The sequence below is a fragment of the Pseudomonas sp. GL-B-26 genome, from assembly GCF_019947405.1.
GTDB lineage: Bacteria > Pseudomonadota > Gammaproteobacteria > Pseudomonadales > Pseudomonadaceae > Aquipseudomonas.
The window spans coordinates 14,279-32,321 of record NZ_JAGYGJ010000004.1 but is presented as its reverse complement, the minus strand read 5'-3'; the positions used below and the strand labels follow the sequence as shown (position 1 = coordinate 32,321).

The following is an 18,043-nucleotide window of genomic DNA, read 5'->3' as shown; positions in this document are numbered from 1 at the left end:
CAAGCCCGCTCCCACAGGGGAATCACGTTGTAATGCGATCCAATGTGGGAGCGGGCTTGCTCGCGAAGGCGGCCTCAAATTCGGCGATCATTTCGGATCGATTGGGCAACCCCTCCATATCCCCCCGGCTCTGCACCGCGCGGCTGCCAATCCAGTTGGCACGCTTCACGGCGTCGGCAAAGCTGTGGTTTTCAAGCAGTGCGCTGATCATGCCAACGGCAAAACCATCGCCGGCACCGACGGTGTCGACCACCGTTTCCACCGGCACGCCCGCCACGAAACCCTGATCCAGATGGGTGCGGTAATACGCACCGTGCGGGCCCAGTTTGATCGCCACGGCTTCGGCGCCTTGATCGAGGTAGAACGCCGCGATGTCGGCCGGGTCTTCGAAACCGGTCAGCAAGCGGCCTTCGCTCAAACCCGGCAGCACCCAATGGGCGAGGGCGGCGAGGCGGTTGATCTCGGTAATCATCTGTTGTTCGCTGGCCCAAAGGCTCGGACGCAGGTTCGGGTCGAAGGACACGCTGCGCCCGGCATTGCACATGCGGGTCATCAACTCGAAAGACATTTCCCGAGCCGTTTCGGACAGCGCCGGCGGAATGCCGGTGGCGTGCAAGTGCCGGGCGTTCAGTAATTCAGGCGCGATCGACTGCCGTGACAGATGACTCGCCGCCGACCCACGGCGGAAGTACTCGACCACCGGATCGCTGCCATCGTCGGTGCGTGACTTGAGTTGAAAACCAGTCGGGTGCGCGGTGTCGATGGCAACGTTGCTGCAATCCAGGCCTTCTTTTTCCAGAGTGTCGATGACGAACCGGCCCAGAGAATCAGCGCCCACCCGGCTCAACCAGGCCACGTTAAAACCCAATCGCGACAAGCCAATGGCGACATTGCTGTCAGCCCCGGCAATGCGTTTGTGGAAGTGGCCAACGTCAGCCAGATCACCGTTCTGCTCGGCGACGAACATCGCCATGGTTTCGCCGAACGACAGAATATCGATCTCAGACATGAGCACTCTCCAACCGGGTTTGACCGAGGCGGGCGAGGGTGGCGACATGCTCGGTAGTCAACTGCACAAGGTCGTCGCCTTGCAGCGGATATTCCGCCGCTCGCATCACGCCTTGGGCCATGTGCCGCAGCAGTTGTTCCCACAGATGCAGGTCACTGGCGGCCGGCGGTATGGCGACCAGTTTGCCGTCGGCCCGGCGCGTCACGGCTTTGCAGTGCACATAGCCGACGTGGCGACCGAGCAACCGTGCGGCGCTGGCGGCGGACTGGTCTTGCCAATGCCAGTTGCCGATATCGAAGGTCATTTTGACCGGCAGGTTGTGTTGCTCGACTTCAGTGAAAAACCGCTGGAAAGGTTCGATGCGGCCGCCGTGCAGGGTTTGATCGTTTTCCACCAGCAACTGCACAGCACTTTTGCCCAGCACGCGGGACAAGGTCTGGAGGTCGCTGTTGTCGGTGAAATAACCCAGGGACACTTTCAGCCATCTGGCACCGAATGCCTGGGCTCGCTGCAGTGCGCTGATCAGTTCGGGATTGGGTTTGGACTGGCCGGCCAGCCACAATTCCATCGGCGAGGAATACACGCTTTCGAGGCCTTGGGCCTGCGTGGCGTCGGCCAGTTGCGTGGGATCTTCGACGGTCAGTAGTTCTTCGCGCCATTCGATGCGCGTCGCGCCGGCGGCGGCCAACACGTCGATAAACGATCCCTGGCCGCGATGGCGAACAAGGTCGGCGCCGTAGCTCGACAGGCTGATGGAAACGGGTGGTTTATTCATTGTTGTATACCTCTGAAACCGGTTTCATTTTTGTTCAAAAAAATAGGGCTGCTGACTTATGTGCCGATTTTCGTCGACCCACGCACAATCAACTTTGCCGAAAAATCCAGGGTCCGCACCGGCCCGTCATCACCGCGCAAACGCTTGAGCAAACACTCGAACGCGCTGGCGCCAATTTCGGCCGTCGGTTGGGCGAGGGCGGTGATGCCGCTGCCCACCAGCGGGTACCAATCCAGATCATCAAGGGCGATCAGGCCGATGTCCTCGAACAGATTGCACTTCAGTTCTCGCAACGAATGGGTGCTGGCCAGCGCGGCGATACCGTTGGCGCAGAACAGCGCTTTCGGGCCGGGGCCGGGCGTTTCAAGGAAGGTTTTCAGCTGCGCGGTGAGTTCACTGCCGGTTTCGATCAGGGAGCCGCGCAGGGTCGGGCGTTGTTCGATCTGCGCCTTGAAGCTGCTGACCCGCTCAATCCGCGAACTGGTGCCGTCATAGGGTTCAGTGACCAGCAGCACGTCGCGATAGCCGCGCTCCTGCAAATGGGTGAGGGCCATTTCAACGGCGGCAGGATTGTCCAGCCCGACCAGATCACTCTCGAGCTGCTCGACCTTGCGATCCACCAGCACCAGCGGCATTTCCCGATGCAGTTCACGTAATTCGTCGCGGTGATGACCGAGGGTGTTCACGATCAAGCCTTCGATGTTGTAGGAGCGCAGCAGGGCCAGGTGCTGGCGTTCCTGCTCGTCATCGCGGTCGGTGTTGCACACCACCAGGCTGTAGCCGTGCTGACGGCAGGCGGTTTCCACCCCGTGCATCACGGCAATCGAATAAGGGTTACGGATATCGGCCACCAGCATGCCGATCAGGCGGGTTCGACCGCGTTTCAGGCCGCGAGCCATCTGGTTCGGGCGATAGCCGAGTTCGGCGATTGCCTGCTCGATGCGCAAGGCAGTGGCATCGGAGAGCAGGGAGCGGTCATCGCCGATAAAGCGCGAGACGCTGGCCTTGGAGACCTTGGCGTGTTCGGCGACGTCGAGCATGGTCACGCGGCTGCGCTGGGCGGCGGAGAAATCGTTCACGGTGGTGGGCCTTATTATTGGTGTTGTCGGGAATCTGGCTGTGAAGTCCTGAAACCGGTTTCATAACGTATCAGAATGATTTCGACCGTCAAGCGCAGTCTCGAGCGACTATGGGTCTATATCCGACGGACGGTAGAAAAACCTGTCACATTTGACAGTAGGCGGCGTATGAGTCTGCGTATTTAATTGATTGCAAGCTCAGTCAACGCGAATCCGAATGTACTGAGTGCACCTAATCACAGACCTAGGGGAAACACGCGATGCCGACGTCAGAGGGACTATCCCTGATTAACAATGGCGTACTTGCTGTGCCGCTGACCGTCGATGGCGTCGACAGGAACGATCCGGAAGGCCGGATTCCTTATCTTCTCCTGCTCAACGGCACCATCGCTCGGGTGCCACGTTGGGAAAATTTTTCTACCGTGAGTTCGCGCAGCGATCGACTGATTGTCACTTGGGAGCAGGACGGACTTAAAACCGTCATCTTCGATCGAAGTTATCCAGGCCCGATTACACAGTTGGAGTTCGAGATACCGCTTACTCCGCAGCGCCTGGGTACCGATGGGGTGGCTTTGCTTTATTACGTGGTATTGGACGCGGACGCGAACCCCGATCCGGCTTTGGCTCCGATAAAACTGACGATTGATCACAGTCAGATACCGGTGCCCAGTCTGAAACCCGTCGAGTTCCCCCATGCAACGCTCTGGGGCTACCTCAATTGTCAAACTCGGCCAGCGCTTAATCAGGGCGTGACAGTCAACGTTCCGCCACAAACTGTGGGTATAGCAGGCGATATTTGTAAATTGCAATGGCAGGGCTACCGGAGTTTGAACGGAGTAGGGGTTGTTGCCGAAGCCTATTTAGAAATTCCGCATATTTTAAGTGAAGACAATCTACTAAAGGGCTTCAATATAGTTGTGCCTTTTCGGCCGTGTGTAAAACCATTGATTGATAATGACTCGGCGTTGGTGGTTATCAGATTTTACCGGGGGGGGCAGGCTTATTGCGCAATCTGCACCCGAGTTGGTCAAGATCGATCGAACAATCTCGGGGGAGCGGTTGCCCTGTTATTCAAATGACTGAGGTGGATGATTCGTAAGTTTCGCCTCCGTATAAGTAGGTGTTGTAGAGCAGTAGTTGAATTGTTTAAACGTTAAGAGGTGTGTGCTCACGGGCAAGTTGCAGCGTGTGGCGATGGTGTCTGTGAGTTTGATGTACGGCAATGGCTATTAAGTGTCTAAATCGTTTTCTCTTATTGGAGTTGATAAAATGACCGCTAAAGAAAATATTGATGATGGTGCACCGGTTGGTGGGGTGTTATCTAACCCTCCGGTTGTCGAAAACAAGATCGACGATGACCGGGTGTTGCGCTCCGCGCTCCTGTTGCCCAATCTGGAAGTCAAACTCGATGGCTTGTCCAATTCGGCGGCGGGTGGCAGCGCTACATTATTTTTGAATCACCCGGATGGGCGTCGGGAATCCATCCAGACAAAACCGCTGGATGGAATCAATCAACCTCTCTCATTCGAACTGCCCACGTCAAGAATCCCGGAATTGGCGACTCCCGCAAACCCAACGGCATACACCATTGATTTTGAAGTATTCGATGGCGATGGTAACGACGACCATTCCACTGTGCCCACCCGACTGCTCAATGACTCGACTCCGCCCTGGCAGACCAAGTCACCGTTCGCGCGAGTTCGTCCGCCTGTCGTGAGTTTCGTCAACGCACCCGCCAGCGGCATACTCGATCGCGCATGGTTCACTGCCAATCCCGGTGGGTTGCAATGCGTCGCCGATGTATCTTATGCGTTCCGTGATCTTTTGGACACTTTCAGCTTTTATCTGTCCCCTCGCAGCGTCGCCACTTCCACGTTGACACCTGTGTATGCAGGAACGGTCTCGGCCTCTGGTGAGTTCACGGTGCCCCTGGCTATGCTCACGCCATTGGGTAACACAACCTTGTTCTCGATCAATGCCGTAACAGATCGCGTGGGCAACCGAAGCATTGATTCCTTGCCGGTCAGGAATCTGGAAATCCGACTTCCACCAGCGCCTGCATTGTTCGCACCAACCCTGCCAGTCACGGGTGTTGACGGCAACCTTCCGATCACGCTGGCCAATTACAATCCGTTTGGTACCCGGGTGTTTGTGGAAATTGTCCGGCCCACCAATGGTGCTGTGGGGGATATTCTCACCGTTTCTTTGGGGACCAACCAGTTAGGCACAGTGTCGATTGTGGACACCACTACCACACCTCTGCGCATAGAACTGACGTACGACATCTGCGATGCGGTGTTTGATACTGCAACGGAAGAAATCCTGGCGGTGCTCAGCTATACGCTGACACGTGGGACGGACACACCAATCCCGAGTCCCCAAACCAATGTGTTTCTCAACCTCATCTATCCGGGTCCGGCTCTGATTCCCGAGCCGGATCTGGAAAGCGTGAATTTACCTCCGGTCGAAGTGCGCGGTATTACCAACGCACTGAATCACATCGTTCCGGCAGACTTCAACCAGCGCATTATTTTCAAGTTCGTTAAATGGGGCCTGGATCTCGGCGATGATCTGATCAGTCAAGCCATCGTCAGTTTCTGGTACAACGGTAAGCTCATCGGTGATCAAACAATCGATCCGGGTGAGGACTTCTGCGAATTCGAGGCGGACTTCCAAACCATCGCGGCCGAAGGTCTGGGGAAAAAAGACGCATATTGCACGCTGGAGTATCCGGGTAATCCGAACATTGTGAAGCAAAAAGACCCCACGGAAGTTACGTTTGAATCCGTGCAGGTGAACCTCAGAGAGCATGTAGCGAGAACCTACAATACGGACAGAGCAGTCAGCTGCGCGTCATTAGACATGGTAGCGGGTGCCCGCATATGGAAGGTGACTGCGCCTGCTCAAACAATATTTACAAGCGGGCTGAACGTTATCCTCACTGCGCAAGGGTATGAAGATATAGGAAAAACTACGCCAATCGGAGCGCCCTTTACTCAAACCGTACCGGTGGCAACTAACGGCGCAGCGGTGGACTTTGCAGTTACATTTGCTTTTCTCCGAGGTCTTCAAGGGCCGATCGTGCCGTTCCCGGGGGCTCCTGATTTCAACTATATGGAGGTGTGGTACGCGATAACAATTTCCGGAGCGCCGTTCGAATCGCCAAAGGTTCTTCATCGTGTCAACGTACGTAATACCAGTAGTTTGTTCTGCGATGGAACGGCTTAGGTTTTAAAGTAATCGTGGTGGTTCCGGTCAGCATGCAGAATGTATCTCATGTTGGCCGGCCGATATTGGCGATTTTGATTACGGAATCCGTAGGAGTATTCCGACAACATACGGGATTATTCCTACATCTCCTGAGACCTTTCATCTGTAGTCTTCCGGCGCTCTGTTCGTACTCTAACTTCCTAAGAGCGACATAGATTTTTCGCCGCGCTAATCAAATCAAAGGATCCCTCTCATGACAACAGTGTTCTTGTTGCCAACACCTGCGCTCGCTGGCTGGCGAGTCACTTCCCTTGCATTGGTGATGTTGATAGGGCCATCCGCTCAGGCTGCCATTATTCCGCCCGGTGGCACTCAAACCATTACCAACGCAGATCCAATAGAAAACTGGGTGCTTAATCCAGGTTCCACATTGAACGCCATCGGCGCAGACACACTGAATATCTCAGCAAACAATGCCACCCTGAATGTAACCGGGGGCAGCACCGGGCAGATCAGTGCTCAGATAAATTCCGCGTTGAATCTGACAGGGGTTGCCGTGGACAACTCGACAGGCGCCGGTGCCGCCGTACTGATCAGTAACAGCACTGCTGACATCGCTGACAGTCAGGTGACCAGCAACGATATCGGTCTGCAGATTAGTCGTTCCAACTCCACTCAGACAGGCTCCCGGGCCAGTCTGACCGGGGGCACGACCGTGGTTGCATTAAACGGTGGTGCGTTTGTCACCGGCTACAGTCAGTTGAATCTGACCAATTCCTCCGTACAAGCCACAGACGCCGCCAGCTATGGCGTTCGTTTGACCAATGCTGAGTTGAACGCAACAGGCAGTACTGTCATCGGTGGACTCAATGGCCTGCAGATTGGCAGGGAGTTGGCGCTTGCCAGAGCCTCCGCAGTGACACTCAACCAGACTCGCGTCGAAGGTCAGTCCGGGGCCGCGATTATTGTCGGTTTTCAAGGTCGGCCGGACATCACGGCAACTATCAACGTACTCAATGGTTCGCAATTGATAGGCGGCAATGGCACCGTTCTGGAGGTCAATGATGGAGCGCATGTCGACCTCACAGTTGATCGAAGTGCACTGACCGGTAATGTAGTAGTTGCCGCTGGCAGCAGTACTCAGGCCCTGTTTCAAAATGGTGCTTCGCTGAACGGTAATCTGCAAAACGTTACGCGGGTCAATCTCGACTCCCGCAGCGTATTGAACGGCAATGTGCTGGCAGTTGCAGGCACTGGTGCCACGGTCGTCCTGAACAACGGCTCTGCGATCAACGGCAATGTCGAAAATGTCGCCAGCCTGTCGCTGAACAATGCGAGCAGCATGACCGGGAACGTCAACACGGATACCAATGGCAGCGTACTGCTGGACAACGGTTCGATACTGACCGGCCAGGTCAACAATTCCGGCAACCTCAATATCAACAACGCAGCGCAGTGGGTGATGACCGGCGACAGTAACGTGCAACGTCTTGCCCTGAATGACGGCGTGGTTCGCATGGGTACCAACGAGCAGTTCCAGCAACTGAACGTGGGTGATCTTTCCGGTAAGGGTACGTTTGTGATGGGCAGCGATCTGGGCAACGGTGACACCGATTTCCTGAACGTCACCGGCAACGCGAGCGGGCAACATCAACTGCAGATCAGCGCTACCGGTACGACACCTGTCACGGCTGACGCGGTGAAGGTCGGTAATATCGCCGCTGGCGACGCGAGCTTCTCGCTGGGCGGTCGTGAAACCGTGGACGCCGGTGCGTTTGTGTACCGATTGGCCAAGGAAGGTCAGGGTTTGTACCTGACTCCAGACAAGGAAACGGTCAGTACCTCAAGTAATGCTGCGTTGGCCCTGGCCGGGAGTGCGCGCAGTGTGCTGAATGCTGAAGGGGCCATGCTCAGCGACCAATTGGGGGACCGGAGCCTGAGTGTCCGACCGGAAGCATCGGTACGCTCGATGAACGACAGCTCGGTGAAAAATCTCAGCAACGGTGTCTGGGTTCGCACTTATGGCAACCAGTACAACGTTGATAACGCTTATGGCGATGGTTACACCCAGAACCAGACCGGTATCACCGGTGGTGCCGATACGGTCGTCGATCTCGGGGGGCGCGCCTGGGTGCTGGGCGGATTCGTCGGAACAAGCCATACCAAAATGGACCTCAAATACGGCTCCAGCGCCACCGTCGACAGCCTGAATGCCGGTGTTTACGGCAGCACGTTCGATGTTGAAAGCGGTGTGTTCGTCAATGTCATGGCCAAGATCAATCAGTTCGATAACAAGGCCAAGGTCACCATGAGTGATGACACTCGGGCCAAGGGTGATTACAAGGCCTTGGGCGCCAGTGGATCGGTGGCCGTAGGCAAGCATATCCGTCTCAAGGATGATTATTTTGTCGAGCCACAAGTTCAGGTCTCGACGGGGGTCATCCAAAGCGAGAGCTACAGGCTCGACAATGGTCTCGAAGTCAAAGCCGATACCATGCGTTCCCTTCAAGGCAAGGTGGGTGTCCGTGGTGGGCGTGTCATCACCCTCGACAACGGCAGCCTTCTAGAGCCGAGCCTGTCCACAGCGGTCAATCATGAGTTTGTGAAAACCAACGAGGTCAAGATCAACGACGAGAGCTTCGATGATGATCGCGCCAGCAGCTCAATCGAATATGGCGCCGGCTTGAAGTGGACACCGGCGCAACGCAACTGGCAGGTTTCCGGCCAGGTGGGTGGCAGCAAAGGTACAACGGTCAGTCAGGATTGGAGCGGTAGCTTGCGGCTGAGTTACTTCTTCTGATAGAGGGAGTGTCCTGCGGTCATTCAACACAAAAATGCCCCGAATGTTTCGGGGCATTTTTGTACCTGTCGTACTGACACCGTGCATCAAGTCAACGTGAGCCAGGCAGAACCCAGTAGCAGCAGTGCCATTGCTTGATTAAAACGCTGGATGGCTTTTGCCGAGCCAAACCATCTGGTTGCTCCCTTTCCCAGCAATGCCCAAACACCCAGACACGGCAGCGAGACCAGGAAAAATGCCAGCGACAGGCAGACAATTTGAAACTGTCGATTATCGCCAGATCCGGCAAATACACCGACCACGGCAAATGCCATCATCCAGGTCTTGGGATTGACCAATTGCAAGCCAGCGGCCGCCCATAATCCAAACCGTTGCTTGTGTCTTTCATCAACATCGAAGGTCGTGACCGGGGTATGGAAAATTTGCCAGGCCAAATAGCTAAGCCAGACGATTCCGCTCCATTGCATCAGCGATTGCACCCTTGGTAGTCCGGCAAGCGACTGACCAACACCGCTGCCTACTAACAACACAATCAATGCCGCACTCGCGCAGGCTCCGAATATGATCGGCATTGCGGCTTTGAAACCGTACCTCGCGCTGTTGCTCAGCACCAAAATGTTTGTCGGCCCCGGCGTAATGGAGGCGACGAAAGCGAACAGCAAAAATGGCAGCAGCGTGGGAAAGGTGGACAACATGGCAGCGGACTCCGTGAATGATTTCAGGAGCCGATCCTCACAAAGTCCGGGTCATGCGTCTGGAAGATTTGAGCAGCGCTTGCGATACAACGCCGGAGTCAAGCCATATGCCCGGACAAACCAGCGGCCCAGGTGACTCTGATCGGCAAACCCCAGTTCCATCGCCACCGTCGCCGGTTGCTCGCCACGAGCCAGCATTCGCCGGGCGGTGGCCAGGCGCAATTGCACGAGGTAGGCGTGGGGTGCCATGCCATAAGCGGCCTTGAAGGCGCGGGTCAGACGGAAGCGATCAACTCCGGTGACGACGGCCAGTTGGTCGAGGCCGATATCGTATTGAGCGTTGGCGTGCAGGTATTCCCGCGCCTTCTGCGCCACCAGCGGCAGGCGCGGATCCTCGCCATAGCGGGCGCGCCAGTGCAGGTGACTGGTCAGGCGTTCGAGCAAACCGTCGAGGGCGGTCTGGCGGACGATCTTCAGTTCGCCGTGATGCAGGGTTTGAAACGCCAAGCTGGTGGCGTGGGCCAGTCGCGAGTCGCTGGTCAGGGTGTTGGCGAAACTCAATTGACTGTTGTCGGGGGCATTTTCGAAGACTGCACTGAGTTCACGTTTCAGCCATTGCGGGTCGAGGTACAGCATGCGGTAGGTGAAACCGTCCTCGGTTGGCGCGTCGCCGTCGTGGATGTCACCCGGTTCGAGCAGAAACACCTTGCCCGGCGTGCTTTGGTGCTTTGCTCGCCGACAGTGAAACTGTTGAACCCCTTGTTCGGTGACGCCCACCAGATAGCTGTCATGCCAGTGCGGGTCGTAGGCATGTCCTTCGAAATGCGCGCGCAGGGTCTCAATGCCGGTGTCGGCGTCCTGGGCCAGGTCGATCCAGTTGTGAGTCGTCATGCTGCACCTGTGAGACGGATAGCCGACTTATTTAACGCCCGCGCCGAGGGTGATGACTAGAACGTTTGTGCAGGGATCAGTTGAACAGTCCCGCCGCGATGTTGATCGAGAACCCGAGAATGGCCGTGTTGAACAGAAAGCCGATCAGCGACTGCGCCAGGACAATCTTGCGCAAATCCCGAGTCGCCACGCCAACATCGGACGTCTGGACCGCCGCACTGATGGTGAACGAGAAATACAGGAAGTCCCAGTAGTTTGGTGTTGTCAGACCTTCAGCAAAACGCAGTGCCGGGTCTTTGCCGCCCCAGGTGTAGAACAGACGGGCGTAGTGCACGCTGAAAATCACCCCGATCAGCAGCCATGAACCGATCACGGTCAATGCAGTAAAGCCGTAGTGCAACAGCTTGCGGGTCGTTTCCAGGTCCCTGCTGCCAGCCAGTTCAAAGGCGATGGTCGCCAGGCTCGCTATCGCAGCGATGCATACAACAAACAGCACCAACCCGGCATTTTCGTCTTCGACCTCTGCGATGCGTTTCACATCCGGCGCTTTGGCGCGCGCGGTGAGCCAGAGCATCAGGACCAGGTAAGTCCAGACCCCGGCGTTCCAGCCGAAGAGGATTTTGCTGATGATCGAGTCGGCCGGCGCCAGAATGCCCACCGCGACGCCGAGGGTGGCAGCGGCGGACAGGCGAGGGTGGGTGCGGGCGAGGAAGGGCATGTGAACTCGATGCGTCAGGGCTTTGCAAACACCTTAGCCCAGCGCATCCAGTTGTGACCACCAACGATCAGGCAAACGCTGACCCTGTGGGAGCGAGCTTGCTCGCGATGAGGCCATATCAGTCAATATCTATGTTGGCTGTAGGGCCGCCATCGCGAGCAAGCTTGCTCCCACATTAGGCCGGTGTTGTGGGTTGGAGGTCTTTATGGCGTTTGCGCACCAGTTTCATCACCACCACAAAAAACACTGGCACAAACACCACCGCCAGCGTCGCCGTGATCATCCCGCCAATCACCCCGGTGCCGATGGCTTGCTGGCTCGCCGAACTGGCCCCGGTGGCAATCGCCAGCGGCACCACGCCAAGGATGAACGCCATCGACGTCATCACAATCGGCCGCAGTCGCAGGCGCGCGGCTTGCAGGGTGGCGTCGATCAGGTCGTGGCCTTCGTCGTACAGACTCTTGGCGAACTCGATGATCAGGATCGCGTTCTTCGCCGACAGACCGATGATGGTGATCAATCCGACCTTGAAGAACACGTCGTTGGGCATCCCGCGAAAAGTCACGGCCAGTACCGCGCCGAGTACGCCGAGCGGCACCACCAGCAGCACCGAGGTCGGAATCGACCAGCTCTCATACAGCGCCGCCAGACACAGGAACACGATCAACAACGACAAACCGAGCAGGATCGGCGCCTGACTGCCGGACAAGCGTTCCTGCAACGACAACCCGGTCCATTCTTGCCCCAACCCCGCCGGCCCTTGCGCCACCAGACGCTCGATTTCCGCCATGGCTTCGCCGGTGCTGTAACCGGGCGACGGTTCGCCGGAAATGCTGATCGCCGGGTAGCCGTTGTAGCGAGTCAATTGCGCCGGGCCCTGAGTCCATTTGGCCTGGACGAAGGCCGACAACGGCACCATTTTCCCGGCGCTGTTGCGCACGTGAATCTTCAGCAGATCGGCGACCTGGCTGCGCTGATCGCCTTCAGCCTGAACCACCACCCGCTGCATCCGCCCCTGATTGGGGAAGTCGTTGATGTAGGCCGAACCGACGGCGGTGGACAGCACGTTGCCAATGTCGGCAAAGGAAACACCCAGCGCGTTGGCCTGTTTGCGGTCGACTTCCAGTTGCACCTGCGGCGCTTCGGCCAGCGCGCTTTCGCGCACGTTCATCAGGATCGGACTTTTCTCGGCAGCCGCCAGCAACTCAGTGCGCGCCTGCATCAACGTGGCATGGCCGAGACCGCCACGGTCCTGCAAGCGGAACTCGAAACCGCTGGAAGTGCCGAGGCCATCCACCGGCGGCGGCAGTACCGCAAACGCTACGGCGTCCTTGATCTGGCTCAACGCGATGTTGGCGCGGTCGGCAATCGAACTGGCCGAGTCGTCGCTACCCCGGTCAGACCAGTCTTTGAGCGTGGTAAACGCCAACGCGGCGTTCTGCCCGCTACCGGAGAAGCTGAAACCGAGAATAACCGTGCTGTCGCCGACGCCGGGTTCAGTGGCGTTATGGGCTTCGATCTGCTCGACCACCTGCACCGTGCGGTTCTTGCTTGCACCCGGTGGCAGTTGAATGTCGGTGATGGTGTAACCCTGATCTTCCACAGGCAGGAACGAGGAGGGCAGCCGACTGAAGCACACGCCCAATCCGATCAGCAGCACGCCGTAGATCAGCAGGTAACGGCCCGTGCGTTTCAGTGCATAGGCGACCCAGCCCTGATAACGCTCGGTCAATTGCTCGAAACGCCGGTTGAACCAGCCGAAGAACCCGCGCTTCTCGTGATGTTCGCCCTTGGCAATCGGCTTGAGCAGCGTCGCGCACAACGCCGGGGTCAAGGTCAGGGCGAGGAACGCCGAGAACAGAATCGAGGTGGCCATGGACAGCGAGAACTGCCGGTAAATCACCCCGACCGATCCCTGCATGAACGCCATCGGAATGAACACCGCGACCAGCACCAGCGTGATGCCGATGATTGCGCCAGTGATCTGCTTCATTGCCTTGCGCGTTGCCTCTTTGGGCGACAGGCCTTCGGTGGCCATGATTCGCTCGACGTTCTCCACCACCACAATCGCGTCATCCACCAGGATGCCGATGGCCAGCACCATGCCGAACATGGTCAGCACGTTGATCGAAAACCCGAGCGCCAACATGGTCGCAAAGGTGCCCATCAGTGCCACCGGCACGACGAGGGTTGGAATCAGCGTGTAGCGGATGTTTTGCAGGAACAGGAACATCACCGCGAACACCAGCAACATCGCCTCGCCAAGGGTGTAAACCACCTTGGTGATCGAGACTTTGACGAAGGGCGAGGTGTCGTACGGGATCTTGTATTCCACGCCAGCCGGGAAGTAGCGCGCCAGTTCATCCATCTTCGCCCGCACCAACGTGGCAGTGCTCAGGGCATTGGCGCCCGGTGCCAACTGCACACTGACGGCGGTCGACGGTTTGCCGTTTAGGCGGGTGGAGAACTGGTATTCCTGACTGCCGATCTCGACGCGCGCCACGTCTTTGATGCGCACAGTTGAGCCGTCTGGATTGGCTTTCAGGACGATGTCGGCGAATTCTTCCGGCGTCGACAACTGGCCTTTGACCAGAATGGTCGCGGTGATTTCCTGAGTGGTGCGGGTCGGCAAGTCGCCGATGCTGCCCGCCGACACTTGCGCGTTCTGCGCGACGATGGCGGCGTTGACGTCGGCCGGGGTCAGGTTGAAACCGATCAGCTTTTGCGGGTCGATCCAGATCCGCATCGCCCGTTCGGCACCGTACAGCTGCGCCTTGCCGACGCCGTCCAGACGCTTGATCTCGTTCATCACGTTGCGCGCCAGGTAATCGCTGAGCGCCACGTCGTCGAGCTTGCCGTCACTGGAGGTTAGGGTGATCAGTAGCAGGAAACCGGCGGAGACTTTCTCCACCTGCAAACCCTGTTGTGTCACCGCTTGAGGCAGACGCGACTCGACCACTTTCAGGCGGTTTTGCACATCGACCTGAGCCATTTCCGGGTCAGTGCCCGGCTGGAACGTCGCGGTGATGGTGGCGCTGCCGAGGCTGCTCTGGGATTCGAAATACAGCAGGTGGTCTGCGCCGTTGAGTTCTTCCTCGATCAGGCTGACCACGCTTTCGTCCACGGTCTGTGCCGAAGCACCGGGGTACACGGCGTAGATTTCGACTTTCGGCGGCGCGACGTTGGGGTATTGCGCCACCGGCAACTGTGGAATGGCCAGGGCGCCGGCCAACAGGATGAACAGGGCAACCACCCAGGCGAACACCGGGCGATCGATAAAGAACTGCGGCATAAAAAAGCGTCCTGCTTACTGACCAGAAGCCTGGGCAAGTGGAAGAGGGGTGTCGTCGATCTGCACTTTTCCGCCGGGACGGGCGTGTTGCAGACCTTCGGTGACGATGCGGTCACCGGGCTTGAGGCCGCTGGTGACGATCCAGCGATCGTTCTGCACGGCGCCCAGTTCGACCGGTTGCTGGCCGACCCGTTGTTCGGCGTCGAGCACCAGCACTTGGGCGATGCCGGCGCTGTCACGCTGGATGGCCCGTTGCGGCACGCTGATGCCTTGCTGAATGACCGCTTGCTCCAGACGCACGCGCACGAAGCTGCCCGGCAGCAAGTCGAGGTCCGGGTTGGGGAATTCGCTGCGCAGAATGATCTGACCGGTGCCCGGGTCGACGGTGATGTCGGCGAACAGCAACTTGCCCGGCAACGGATAGAGACTGCCGTCGTCCTGAATCAGCGTGGCTTTGGCCTGGTCCTGACCGACCTGCTGCAACTGGCCGGAACGGAACGCCCTGCGCAGGTCGTTGAGTTCGCGGGTCGATTGGGTGAGGTCGGCGTGGATCGGGTTCAGTTGCTGAATCAATGCCAGCGGTGTGGTTTCGTTCTGCCCGACCAGTGCGCCTTCGGTCACCAATGCGCGGCCGATGCGCCCGGAGATCGGCGCCGTGACCGTGGCGTAACCCAGGTTGAGTTTCGCCCGTTCCACGGCGGCCTTGTTCGCGGCGACGTCGGCAGCGGTTTGCCGGGCACTGGCCCGGGCGTTGTCATAATCCTGACCGCTGATGGCGTTGCCTTCGATCAATTGGGCGTAGCGCTGCTCTTGCAGGCGCGCCTGAAACGCATTGGCCTCGGCCTTGCGCAGCGCCGCTTCGGCGCTGTCCAGGTCTGCCTTGAACGGCGCCGGGTCTATACAGAACAACACTTCGCCTTTTTTCACATCGCTGCCTTCGCGGAACGCCCGTTGCAACACCACCCCGGCAACCCGGGCGCGGACTTCGGCAATCCGTGGCGCGGCAATCCGCCCGCTCAGTTCACTGGTGATCGACAGGGGGCTGGCTTGGATGGTTTCGATCCGAACCGTGGCCAGAGGCGCCTGTTCTTCGGCCGTCGAGGCCTTGTCACAAGCGCTCAGCGTCACCGCCAGTGCAATCAGGCTGAGCCTGGCAAGCAGATTCTTTGACATGTAATACCCCAATAATGACCCCGGCATCCTACGGGGAGGCGACGAGGGTAGGGGTGAAGCTTTGTAGGCGCTGTGTGAAATTGTGTAAGGGTTTTACTCAGGCACGGGTGAGGGCGTATATCCTTCGCAACTTGATTACGTTTGCGCCTGCCAGGCCGCCTTCGCGAGCAAGCCCGCTCCCACATTGGATCTGTGGCGTTCACAAATCCCCTGTGGGAGCGGGCTTGCTCGCGAAGAGGCCGGATCAGGCACCACAGCACTTTCTGGAAACACCCATGCCCAACATCCTCCTGGTCGAAGACGACACCGCGCTCTCGGAACTGATTGCCAGTTACCTGGAACGCAACGGCTATAGCGTCAGTGTGATCAGCCGCGGTGACCATGTGCGCGAACGTGCGCGGGTCAATCCGCCGGACCTGGTGATCCTCGACCTGATGCTGCCGGGGCTCGATGGCCTGCAAGTCTGCCGCTTGCTGCGCGCCGATTCGGCCACGTTGCCGATCCTGATGCTCACCGCCCGCGATGACAGCCACGATCAGGTGCTGGGCCTGGAAATGGGCGCCGACGACTACGTCACCAAACCCTGTGAACCGCGGGTGTTGCTGGCCCGGGTGCGGACGTTGCTGCGGCGCAGCAGCCTGACTGAACCGCAGACGGCCAACGACCGCATTCTGATGGGCAATCTGTGCATCGACCTGTCCGAGCGCACCGTGACCTGGCGCGAGCAATTGGTCGAGCTGTCCAGCGGTGAATACAACCTGCTGGTGGTGCTCGCCCGGCATGCCGGTGAAGTACTCAGCCGCGACCAGATTCTGCAACGTCTGCGCGGCATCGAGTTCAATGGCACCGACCGCTCGGTGGACGTGGCGATCTCCAAGCTGCGGCGCAAGTTCGACGACCATGCCGGCGAGGCGCGCAAGATCAAGACCGTGTGGGGCAAGGGTTACCTGTTCAGCCGTTCCGAGTGGGAATGCTGAGTCGATGTTCAGAATCCTGTTTCGCCTGTACCTGGTGACCATCGTTTCGTACAGCGCGGCGATCTACCTGGTGCCTGACGTGGTGATCAAGGTCTTCCAGGAGCGCTTTGTCACCTACAACCTCGATTATTCGCGCGGGCTGCAAACCCTCATCGTCAAACAGTTTCACGCCGTGCCCCCGGAACAATGGCCAGCATTGGCCGCGGAGATGGACAAGGAATTCCAGCCGCTGCACATCGTCCTGACCGGTAACGACGATGCCGATTTCACCCCTGATGAGCGCAAGCGTTTGCAGCGTGGCGAGAACGTCGTGCGCATTGGCGACTGGGGCTGGCGCACCCTGGCGGTGGCGCCGCTGAACGAGCGGACGGTGGTGGAGATGGTCGTGCCGCCGGACCCGATGGACGTCAGCCTGTTGTACTGGAGCATCAACGTGCTGATCGGCGCGACCATGCTCGCTTGCCTGTTGCTGTGGCTGCGCCCGCACTGGCACGACCTGGAACGCCTCAAAGGTACGGCTGAACGTTTCGGCAAGGGCCACTTGAGCGAGCGCACACAGATTTCCAAAAGCTCCAACATCGGCAGCCTGGCCAATGTCTTCGACACTATGGCAGGCGACATCGAGAACCTGCTCAACCAGCAGCGCGACCTGCTCAATGCCGTCTCTCACGAATTGCGCACGCCCCTGACACGACTGGATTTCGGTCTGGCGCTGGCGTTATCCGACGATTTGCCCGCCGCCAGCCGCGAACGTCTGCAAGGTCTGGTCGCGCACATTCGCGAACTCGATGAGCTGGTGCTGGAACTGTTGTCCTACAGCCGCCTGCAAAACCCGGCGCGGCTGCCGGAGCGGGTCGAGGTGTCGCTGGATGAGTTTATCGACAGCATCCTTGGCAGCGTCGACGAAGAACTGGAGTCTCCGGACATCGTTATCGATGTGCTCTTGCACGGACAACTCGAACGCTTCGCCCTCGACCCAAGGCTGACGGCTCGCGCTATTCAGAACCTGCTGCGCAATGCGATGCGCTACTGCGAAAAACGCATTCAGATCGGTGTGCGGGTGTGTGCCAAGGGGGCTGAAATCTGGGTGGACGACGATGGGATCGGTATTCCGGATGAGGAGCGGGAGCGGATTTTCGAACCGTTCTATCGACTGGATCGCAGTCGGGACCGGGCCACGGGAGGCTTCGGTCTGGGGTTGGCAATCAGTCGTCGGGCGTTGGAAGCTCAGGGTGGCACGCTCACCGTCGAAGCATCGCCGCTGGGTGGGGCGCGATTCCGTTTGTGGTTGCCCACCGCGGCCTGACGCATTCTTTGTAGCAGCTGCCGAGCCTGCGAGGCTGCGTTCGAGGATGTAGTCCTCGCAAACCCGGCGGATGCGGTTTTCCTGAAAGAACGGGGTGCCTGATTTTACGGCTGCTCCG

Annotated in this window: 13 protein-coding genes; 5 read left to right on the top strand and 8 right to left on the bottom strand. The window is 58.5% G+C overall.

Annotated features, from left to right (window positions below):
* Positions 1-22: 22 nt before the first annotated feature.
* From KGB23_RS03695 to KGB23_RS03685, 3 genes are read right to left on the bottom strand one after another with little or no spacing between them, the layout of a single operon-like run.
* The gene (locus KGB23_RS03695) at positions 23-1,009 is read right to left on the bottom strand and encodes a sugar kinase (RefSeq protein WP_223429915.1); all 987 of its coding nucleotides are present in this window, start codon (positions 1,007-1,009) and stop codon (positions 23-25) included.
* The gene (locus KGB23_RS03690; RefSeq protein WP_223429914.1) at positions 1,002-1,784 is read right to left on the bottom strand and encodes a sugar phosphate isomerase/epimerase family protein; all 783 of its coding nucleotides are present in this window, start codon (positions 1,782-1,784) and stop codon (positions 1,002-1,004) included. The genes KGB23_RS03695 and KGB23_RS03690 overlap by 8 nt, the downstream gene beginning before the upstream one ends.
* Positions 1,785-1,840: 56 nt before the next feature.
* Positions 1,841-2,863, bottom strand: a complete 1,023-nt coding sequence (locus KGB23_RS03685; protein WP_317851606.1) for a LacI family DNA-binding transcriptional regulator — start codon at positions 2,861-2,863, stop codon at positions 1,841-1,843.
* Positions 2,864-3,123: 260 nt separating this feature from the next.
* Here KGB23_RS03685 and KGB23_RS03680 point away from each other — a divergent pair, with 260 nt between their 5' ends.
* From KGB23_RS03680 to KGB23_RS03670, 3 genes are all read left to right on the top strand, one after another.
* Positions 3,124-3,942, top strand: coding sequence for a hypothetical protein (locus KGB23_RS03680; protein WP_223429913.1), 819 nt, complete (start codon positions 3,124-3,126; stop codon positions 3,940-3,942).
* A gap of 190 nt (positions 3,943-4,132) precedes the next feature.
* Positions 4,133-6,091 carry a hypothetical protein gene (locus tag KGB23_RS03675; protein ID WP_223429912.1) on the top strand — a complete coding sequence of 653 codons (1,959 nt, stop codon included), beginning with the start codon at positions 4,133-4,135 and terminating at the stop codon, positions 6,089-6,091.
* A gap of 235 nt (positions 6,092-6,326) precedes the next feature.
* A complete protein-coding gene (locus tag KGB23_RS03670) occupies positions 6,327-8,873 on the top strand; it encodes an autotransporter outer membrane beta-barrel domain-containing protein (RefSeq protein ID WP_223429911.1) in 2,547 nt (848 codons plus the stop codon).
* Positions 8,874-8,959: 86 nt separating this feature from the next.
* Here KGB23_RS03670 and KGB23_RS03665 read toward each other — a convergent pair whose 3' ends face one another.
* From KGB23_RS03665 to KGB23_RS03645, 5 genes are all read right to left on the bottom strand, one after another.
* Positions 8,960-9,568: a LysE family translocator gene (locus KGB23_RS03665; RefSeq protein ID WP_223429910.1), complete on the bottom strand. Its 609-nt coding sequence runs from the start codon at positions 9,566-9,568 to the stop codon at positions 8,960-8,962.
* Between the two features lie 51 nt (positions 9,569-9,619).
* Positions 9,620-10,459: an AraC family transcriptional regulator gene (locus KGB23_RS03660; RefSeq protein ID WP_223429909.1), complete on the bottom strand. Its 840-nt coding sequence runs from the start codon at positions 10,457-10,459 to the stop codon at positions 9,620-9,622.
* Positions 10,460-10,535: 76 nt separating this feature from the next.
* Entirely contained in the window at positions 10,536-11,177 is a 642-nt protein-coding gene (locus tag KGB23_RS03655) for a DUF1345 domain-containing protein (protein ID WP_046047206.1), read from the bottom strand.
* Between the two features lie 175 nt (positions 11,178-11,352).
* Entirely contained in the window at positions 11,353-14,469 is a 3,117-nt protein-coding gene (locus KGB23_RS03650; protein ID WP_223429908.1) for an efflux RND transporter permease subunit, read from the bottom strand.
* Between the two features lie 15 nt (positions 14,470-14,484).
* The gene (locus KGB23_RS03645) at positions 14,485-15,642 is read right to left on the bottom strand and encodes an efflux RND transporter periplasmic adaptor subunit (RefSeq protein ID WP_223429907.1); all 1,158 of its coding nucleotides are present in this window, start codon (positions 15,640-15,642) and stop codon (positions 14,485-14,487) included.
* A gap of 275 nt (positions 15,643-15,917) precedes the next feature.
* Between KGB23_RS03645 and KGB23_RS03640 the strand changes: the two genes are divergently transcribed.
* Both KGB23_RS03640 and KGB23_RS03635 read left to right on the top strand, forming a co-directional pair.
* On the top strand, positions 15,918-16,619 hold the full coding sequence (locus KGB23_RS03640; RefSeq protein ID WP_008155184.1) for a response regulator transcription factor: 702 nt from the start codon (positions 15,918-15,920) through the stop codon (positions 16,617-16,619).
* Between the two features lie 4 nt (positions 16,620-16,623).
* Positions 16,624-17,925, top strand: coding sequence for an ATP-binding protein (locus KGB23_RS03635; protein ID WP_223429906.1), 1,302 nt, complete (start codon positions 16,624-16,626; stop codon positions 17,923-17,925).
* Positions 17,926-18,043: the final 118 nt, after the last annotated feature.